8 protein-coding genes are annotated in these 8112 nt (G+C 48.2%); 4 read left to right on the forward strand and 4 right to left on the reverse strand.

Going from position 1 to position 8112, the window contains the following annotated elements; all coding sequences use genetic code 11:
* The first annotated feature begins 483 nt into the window (after positions 1-483).
* A complete protein-coding gene (locus J4G07_20845; GenBank protein MCE2416434.1) occupies positions 484-1335 on the forward strand; it encodes a phytanoyl-CoA dioxygenase family protein in 852 nt (283 codons plus the stop codon).
* Here J4G07_20845 and J4G07_20850 read toward each other — a convergent pair.
* Entirely contained in the window at positions 1324-2154 is an 831-nt protein-coding gene (locus tag J4G07_20850) for a TIM barrel protein (GenBank protein MCE2416435.1), read from the reverse strand. The two genes, J4G07_20845 and J4G07_20850, sit on opposite strands and share 12 nt — an antisense overlap.
* 151 nt (positions 2155-2305) lie before the next feature.
* Entirely contained in the window at positions 2306-4267 is a 1962-nt protein-coding gene (locus J4G07_20855) for a hypothetical protein (protein ID MCE2416436.1), read from the reverse strand.
* Between the two features lie 184 nt (positions 4268-4451).
* Between J4G07_20855 and J4G07_20860 the strand changes: the two genes are divergently transcribed.
* A complete protein-coding gene (locus tag J4G07_20860; GenBank protein ID MCE2416437.1) occupies positions 4452-5270 on the forward strand; it encodes a LamG domain-containing protein in 819 nt (272 codons plus the stop codon).
* Between the two features lie 108 nt (positions 5271-5378).
* On the opposite strand, the gene J4G07_20865 is transcribed toward J4G07_20860, so the two are convergent.
* Positions 5379-6284, reverse strand: a complete 906-nt coding sequence (locus J4G07_20865) for a hypothetical protein (GenBank protein ID MCE2416438.1) — start codon at positions 6282-6284, stop codon at positions 5379-5381.
* A 115-nt stretch (positions 6285-6399) separates the two neighbouring features.
* Complete coding sequence (locus J4G07_20870; protein MCE2416439.1) at positions 6400-6852, reverse strand: hypothetical protein; 453 nt, start codon at positions 6850-6852, stop codon at positions 6400-6402.
* A 174-nt stretch (positions 6853-7026) separates the two neighbouring features.
* On the opposite strand from J4G07_20870, the gene J4G07_20875 reads away from it, so the two are divergent.
* Entirely contained in the window at positions 7027-7650 is a 624-nt protein-coding gene (locus tag J4G07_20875; protein MCE2416440.1) for a hypothetical protein, read from the forward strand.
* Between the two features lie 196 nt (positions 7651-7846).
* A partial coding sequence (locus J4G07_20880; GenBank protein ID MCE2416441.1) for a hypothetical protein occupies positions 7847-8112 on the forward strand: 266 nt, incomplete at its 3' end.

The raw sequence follows: 8112 nt of genomic DNA on the forward strand, positions 1-8112 counted from the left end.
CCCTTTCGGGGACTCAAATCAAGTAAGCCTCCTATAAGGAAGCAAAGAAGCACACGCCTTTAGGCGTTGTGAGTATCACTGGATCTGTGTTATTTGCAGAGCCATTCAATTGTCACGAACCCTTTTTGTGGGAGGGGTTTTTAACCTCGCTTCTTGTCTATATCAGTGTTCACCTATTCCCGCTAATGGACTCAGAAAACCGAAAACTAAATGTCTCTGGTGTTATTTGTAGTTGGGATTGCAAAATTATGGAAAAATATGCTATGATAACCCAAGTTGCTACGAATGAGTTTTGAACCTTTTAAGAAGCTTTTCGGGCACTTTTTCACCCCGTAAGGGTGCTATGTCTATAGAAAACTCCATTACATTACGGATAGGTTCTTGATCGATATCAGGAGCCTGTAATGTAATGAAGGGCGGATTTACGGGGAGAATCATTGTTCATTCAATTCACCTGACCGAACCGCAAGGAATAATTAAAAGATGAATCAGCATGATTTTAGCATCACCGAGTCGGAACTTAATTTTTTCAAAACATTCGGTTATCTCAGTTTTCCACAACTGATGGCGGATCGGATTACTGCAATCCAGGACGCTTTTGAAGCAGTCTGGGAAGAGAGAGGCGGGGGACATAACGGTAAACCGCACGAAGGTGCTGCACGTTCCTGCATTGTACCGTTCATTGATCAGAGTGAGGAGTTGTCATCGCTATTGGATGATCCAAGGATTTTAAGGATCGCGAAGGCGTTGCTCGGCGATGATTTCAACTACATGGGCAGCGATGGGAATTTCTACGTCGGCGATACGGGGTGGCACTCAGATGGTGGGCATAAGTTGGAAGACCCGATGCACATCAAGATTGCGTTCTATCTCGACCCACTGACTCGTGATACAGGTGCGCTTCGCGTGATTCCAGGAAGCCATCTTTTCGGCGATAACTATGCGGATGCACTCTCTAAACAGGCTGGAAAGAGCCAGGACTTTTGGGAAATACACGGTAAGGATGTTCCAGCCACGGTATTTGAGACAACCCCCGGCGATCTGGTTTTGTTTAACCATAATACCAAGCATGCGGCGTTCGGTGGTGGCACGCGGCGACGTATGTTTACGATGAATCTCTGTCAAAGGTATCCTGACGATAAACTCGATGCGCTGCAAGCCTATATCTCTGGATCTTCGCGCTTCTGGATTGATCGGAAGTATGGCGAGAAGATGATACGCACGGCGACACCCGAACGCTGGATACATCTTGAACAGGTGCGCGCAAACGATGGACATCTCGCTGAACTCTCGCGCCAAGCACAAGAGCGAATGAGTGAACCTTCACGCGGGTAATGCCTGTTCCCAAGTGTTTCGGACATAGGCGATTGACTGTTCAAACCCTTTCTGTCCCGAACGACTCGCTTCCTCGATGCTAAGCCAACCGTCGTAGCCTGTTTGTCTCAGGCGCGAGAAAATTGCTTGGATGGGTGAGGCACCCGTGCCGACGCGGACAGGTTCAAATACCCTAATTGCCCGTAGGTCGAAGATATGCAGCACAACGATCCGTTGAATAACCTTCTCCAAAAGTGCGAGGACATCTTCACCAAGCACAAGCGGGTTTGCAGTGTCGAAGCAGACACCGAGGGGTGTGTCAGAAAGCGCGTCTAAAATCTCTAAAAATATCTCTGTGGGTTGTGAGAAATCCCAATAATCCCAAGGCGCGCCTTTGGTATGGTTCTCATAAGCGAGGGTGATACCGTGCTTTTCTGCTGCGTCAAGGGCGCGACGGAATCCGTCTGTCACCCAACGCACGCCTGCTTCACGTTCAGTACCCGGATGGTTCTGTCCTGCTGTCACCCGAATGAACTTTACGCCTAATGCTTTTGCCAGTCCGATGTCCGCTTTCAGATCGGATAACTCCTGTGCGCGTTGTCCTGCGTCGGGATGTGTGAAGTCGCAATAACAGGCGATCATACACGGCTCTATATTGGACTTTTCGAGGACGGTGCGTATGTTGTTTATCGTTTCTGCGTCGCGCTCTGGAAAGAATTTGATACTGAAATCGACCGCATCCAGCCCTAATTCCGCACCGAACCGAATCCAATTGGCGACGGTCCTTTTTCCTGTGAAGATGTCATCGTAAAGAGAGACGGGGAGGCAACTCAGTTTCATTGTTTATATCCTTTAGGGTCTATTGGATTATTGGAAACCATCGGCACTTGGTTGGAAGATTGGAAAATTGAGGGACACCCATTCTTCCATCCGTCCATCCATCCCATCCATTCTTCCTACCGACTGCTAATTGCTGACTGCTGACTGCTATTCAGAACATGAACCGATACATTGGACGTTCTAAAGCGATGCCGATTAAGGTCCAGATGGCACCGAGAAGAAACTCGCCGATAACTAAACCGATGAAGAACGGCATCGCACGACGATAGGTGCGGAGTCCTCCCGCCTGAAAGAGAATCGCTTTTATCCCCCACGACAAGAAAATCGAGAACCAATACCAACTCGTATTCCAAAAACTCAGGGACAAGGCATAGCCTGCGGGGTGAAACGGCCACCAGATGAAACGGCGGCGTAGCACCATCAGGAGCGTTGTTAGGGCAATCGCGCCACTCGAAGCGGAAACCGCACCGACATCTATGGATTGTGGGTTAATGAGCCATTGTTTCAGTTGCTCGTAGGTCCAGCGGCATTGTGCCTGCTCACCATAAACTGCCGCCCCGTAGTGATAACCTTGTGCATAGTATGCCCAAGCCGATGAAATCGTGCCGACGATGGTCACCAAGATGATGGCAACGATAAAGCGGTTGTGCGATAACCCACGAACCTGTGCGACCTTGAAGCCCTCCAACATAATCGGCATCGGATGGGAGCGATAGGATCGGTTGAAACCGTGAAACATACTAAATGTGGTTAATCCTTCTGCACCAATGCGACGAGTGCCGAGAAAGGAGACGAGGACTTTGTCCGGTCTCCACGGCACATCGTGTGCAGGGGGACCGACTTCAGCACGAATACGCGTAATAGCGATGGCTAACGCGAAGAAGAGTGTAAAGTAGCCGAGAATGCTGAAGATCGGTGTGCCTGTACTTTTGAAGAACACAAGGATGAAGATACCACCGAATATTAACCCGATGATCGCGTATCTGATGTGTGCTGAAGGTGTACCCATTGCGCCTGGTTCTGCAGTGCCGCCTCGGAAAGCGTGTTTTATCTGTCGAGCGATGAACTTTCGGCTGAGCCATATCGCAGAGACCCCTAAGCAGAACCATGCCCCGAACGATTGCGCATCGAGAAATGGGAATCCCGGTAGATGTCCAATCCCCGCCATCGTCCCCCAGACACGCGTCATTTTGTGGAAGAGATAGAAAAACCAGATAGAGAACGAGAGTTCTAATGGAATAAAGAAACTCATCCCAATAGCAAATGGATAGACGGCGAAGGGAAGATTGCCAATGGCGTTCAGTGGTTTTGTCTGGAAATACTGTCCTAAGTTGTGGAGACTCCCTCCTAATCCCGGCACAACTGGGAATAGAAAGTGGAGACCGTTAAGAAGGTTTATCCCGCCTGCAAGCACAGCCCCTAACAGAAATAGACGATTGCTCAGGAGGACACGTCCCCCATTTTCCGTCAAATGCAGCGGGATTTGAATGACCGGGTAGCTGAGTTTTTCGTGGTTCACCCATTGGTGTCGAATGAGGATCGTAATACAGAGCATCATACACGTCAGCACGATGATAAGGGCTGACCACCAGAGCACAGGGGGCATCCAGAGCTCTAAATGTTGGACAGTGTGAAGTGAGTCGTCCCCTTGATAGAAGGTCGCCAACACGTTCCGTTCTTTGATGGTCAGCCAATCTGGCATGTGGCGATGGAACAGTTCACCCCATTCGTTCTCTGGGCTTGCGAACCAGATGGGATAGGTGAGCAGGGGCCAGAGTATCTGGAGTGTGTCGTGTCCAGCGATGGAGGAAGCGATGGATACGAGTAGGTAGACCACCATCAACTCGGCATCAGTGAGACTCGCATTTTTCCCGATGGCACGAAGCAAAGGATTTACCGCCATCAAGATTAACACAACAAAAATGACGTTGAAGTAAACGGTGGAGACGGTGGGGAAACTCTGACCTGTACCATAACCACTGGGACCCCAGTTAATCATGAGCCAGTAGGAGTTCGGGATGGTGATGAGGAGTGCGAGTAGAACAGCGCGAAAGCTGACTTTTGGCGAAGCTTGCGGGTTTCCAAAACTCGCGCTACGAAAGTTGTTTGGCATTTTTGGGTTTCCCGTTTTCATTATACAGAGAACGTAGGAAATTGTCAACGAACGTTCAAAAAAGATCAGGGCGAATTAAAAATTCTATCTTGATTTGGGGTGTTTTAATGGTATAATATTATAAAAAGCATTAAGCAAATTGCAACGCTATTCAAGGCGTTGCACAGACGTTAAGGAGAGTAAAATGTTTAGCAATTTATTCCGTCTGCGTGTTAGAGACTCGCTCGCTGCGCCACATCTATTTCAAGTCTGTTTCGTGGTTGTGGTACTAATGATAATCGCGACGGTTTCGACTGAAGCAGACCTCAGCGACCCGACGTTGTCCGTCTACTATAGTTTCGATGAGGATGGCGATACCGTCAAGGACGGTTCCATTTACGGCAACGATGGGAAAATCGAAGGGAAATCCAAAAGAGAAAAAGGCGTTATTGACAAAGCAATCGTCTTGGAGGCGAATACGTGGATAGATATGAACGGACCTGAATTTGAAAATGTGCCGCTTGAGGGTCTCACTATTGCGGTTTGGGTCAATCATACCGGCTCACCGGATCCGCAGAGCATTTTTGACTCAATTGGGACGGATCACGGAAGTGGTCTCTACCACGTCGAAATCCGCCCTGCCGGATTCAGGTTCTTTCATCGAAATGGTGCCGAACAACAGGTCTTCAACATCAATCCTGGTCCTGTTATCAAAGACGGAAAATGGGTGCATTTCACCGGCACCTACGATAGCAAAAGCGGGGACGCAAAGACCTACATTGATGGGAAAGTAACACACGAAGCAAAAGGAGACGGCGAACTCTCGGACAATTGGGGAGTCCAAGCCGAAATCGGACACCATAAGAATTCCCGCTGGTTCGATGGGTTGATGGACGAATTCTATATGTTCGCTCGTGCGTTATCCGAAGATGAAATTAAAGAGGTCATGGACGGAGAATTTCTGTCGGTGGAACCGGCGGATAAACTCGCCACAACGTGGGGTAGCCTTAAAGCACGACGGTAAGATTTTTAGGCATTGTGGGGGCTTTAGAAGTCGATCAATTGAATCCCCCTACTACAAGCGGCTTGTGCACAGGAATTTCCTGTGTTCAAGTCGTTTTTTTCTGTGGATTTACCGATGCGGCGCGTATTCCCAATCGAAGCGTTGTCGCCCATAACGCCTGCCGTCAATTTCGGTCTGGTGACAGACGAAGCACCTATGGGCTTCGGTGACACCGTGCAGCTCATGCACTAACTGAATTTCTTCCGTGTTATGCACGTGGCATTTGATACAGGTATAACTCCCGTAATCGGAATCGGCGTAGATGGCGATTTTATCTGTCGCCCTTCGGATGTGATAGGTCCGTTTATTTTTCGTGTCGGTGACCGTCCAGGCATTTCCGGGTTCCTTGACCGAGATGGGAGCAGTTGTGGGTACCCTGTTTTCATTTTGTAGGAACCACCAGTGCAGGTCTTCAGGAATAGTGTCCGATGTGTCCAAGTCTTCAGGGAAAGTTGTACTCACATGAAACAAAAGGCGTTCGGGGGTATGGCATCTCGCGCAAGGCACATCATGGGCTTGCGTGAGCGGTAAGAATTCGTCATGCTCCAGTTTCTTTTGCCCGTGGAACACGATACTGACGAGTAGGATCGGTGCAAGAACGAGATGGCATCGAAGCAGAATTCGGCGCGCCCCGCGAGATGTCAGACTCACAGCGATACCCGTGCCTAAATTCGACAAAGCGAGCAAAAGCGTAAGCCATGAGTGCCACGCCAGCGGTTGAAACGCAGAATGCAGTAGCACCAAGCACAACCCTAACGAAGCGAGCCGTTGATGGTATCTGAGCCATATTTGCCGATTGCCCCACCGAATCCAGCGGCTCCGCAGGAGGTACAGACTGGCAATGACGATGGCGATCGCACCAATGATGCTGATGGTGTGTCTCGCTTCACCGAAACTGCCTGCCTGCCATATACATAAACCTGAAATAACAGCAGCACCGACAATGCCGTGTCCGATTTGGATGAAAACCCTCATAACCTCAGTTTAGCATGGATACGAGGTGGGATCAATAAAAAAGATTTAGGGGTGAAACACAATTGTGGCTTTATAGGAAGATGGATGTTGACTTAAGAGATAGAGTCTCTTCTAACTAATTTTCCTGTTTTTCTGGATCTACCCAACGAAGAAAATCAACGGTCCCGAAAGGTTCTGTGAAAGTGTTAAGGATAATCCAAAATATTATCGGTTCTTGGATTGAGAGCCAGATGAATCCGTTGTTGGGCCCGTACTGGTTGAAGAGTTCTTGTATCTTTTGCTTAGCAGTGTCATTAGCAGCTTTCGCAAATGCAACATAGGCATCAAAAAAGTCATGGGCTTTTTGATCTTTTAACCCGCGGAACCATCCTTTGACCGTATCAGATTTATATGTCTTGTCTCTTGCCTCTTGTATGTGTGAAGGTAAGAGGGATGTCCGAGCAAAAATATGGTCCGGGAACAGGCTGAGTTTACCCCTAAGATCAAGTATTTGTTGAAAAATGATGACCTTGTGAAAGGTAATTATATCCGTATCATCAATAAATATATGTTTCAGGTGTTGCTTCAAAATGGAATGGAGGTGATCCTTGCAGCTTTCTTCCACTGTGTAAGGAATAGTTTTCAATAATCGAGCGAAAAGGGAAAGGGATTGCGGAGATAGATGTAAACTTTTTTTAGGGGTCTCTCGTATAATATGTTATAATAGTCGGGACTGACGGATAAATCCAAAGGAGGAAGAAACATGAAGTTGAAAGTAACTTTTCTACTACCCTCGCTTTTGGCAATGGTGGCATTTGCCGGATGTTATACACAACTCGGTTATCAAGAGCACGGCTTGCAAACCCATATTGAAGGTGCGTCTTCTGATTTTGATGGGAAATACCGGACGGTTTTGAAGGAAGAGAAGACGGAAGATCACGCTGAAGTAGAATCGGAAGAAGTGGAATCAGAGCATACCGACGCTGAAGCGTCGGAAGGCTATTACGGACGACGGAAGTATACGCATCGTGAAACCTACGTTTACCCACGTCGATACTCCGGCAGCTACTGGGGATCCTACGCACCGTATCCATATCGCTACTACATGCCCGTTGGGTTCCCGTATTATTCAAACCCTTGGTTTTACGGATACGGATATTACGGCTACTCGCCCTACTACCGCTACTATAGGGGATATTATCCGTATACGAACGTCTATCGACGGTATTACGGTCGGAGCCGGTATACACCCCTCTCACGGCGGACTTACGACAGACGAGACCTGCGATCTGAAAACCGGCGTTCTCGGAGTTCACGCAGCGTGACTTCGCCAAAGTCGAGATCGGAACGACCACAGCGGCGAACGAGAAATCGGAACGAAAGGTGATGGTATGAGTGAAAAATCATCTGAATCGCGGATGACACAAATTTCGCGAATTTTAATGTGTTTTTATCTCGATAACGAAACTGTAGCCCGTAAGCGTAGCGGAGGGCGGATATACGAAGAGGAACGTTATGCATCTAACATACCTCGCCGAACCGCAAGGTAAAATTAAAAATTAAAAAATGGAGGAATTGGGACGATGAAACGAACGATGTATATCATCTTTATTTTTTTATTTGCGGCACTGTTCTGGGCAACTGTCGGTATCGCGCAAGTAGAAGAGATGGCGATCGGAAATACGTTCGGTGTTGGTGCTCGGACGATGGGAATGGGCGGTGCCTCGCTTGCGCTCGCTGACGATTTCACCGCACTCTATTGGAATCCAGCAGGGATGGCGCAAATCCAAAAGTTTGAACTGTTTAGTAGTTTTTCGCATAACACGGCGAGTACGGAGGCATATTTCAC

The sequence above is a fragment of the Candidatus Poribacteria bacterium genome (genome assembly GCA_021295715.1).
Taxonomy (GTDB): Bacteria; Poribacteria; WGA-4E; order WGA-4E; family WGA-3G; genus WGA-3G.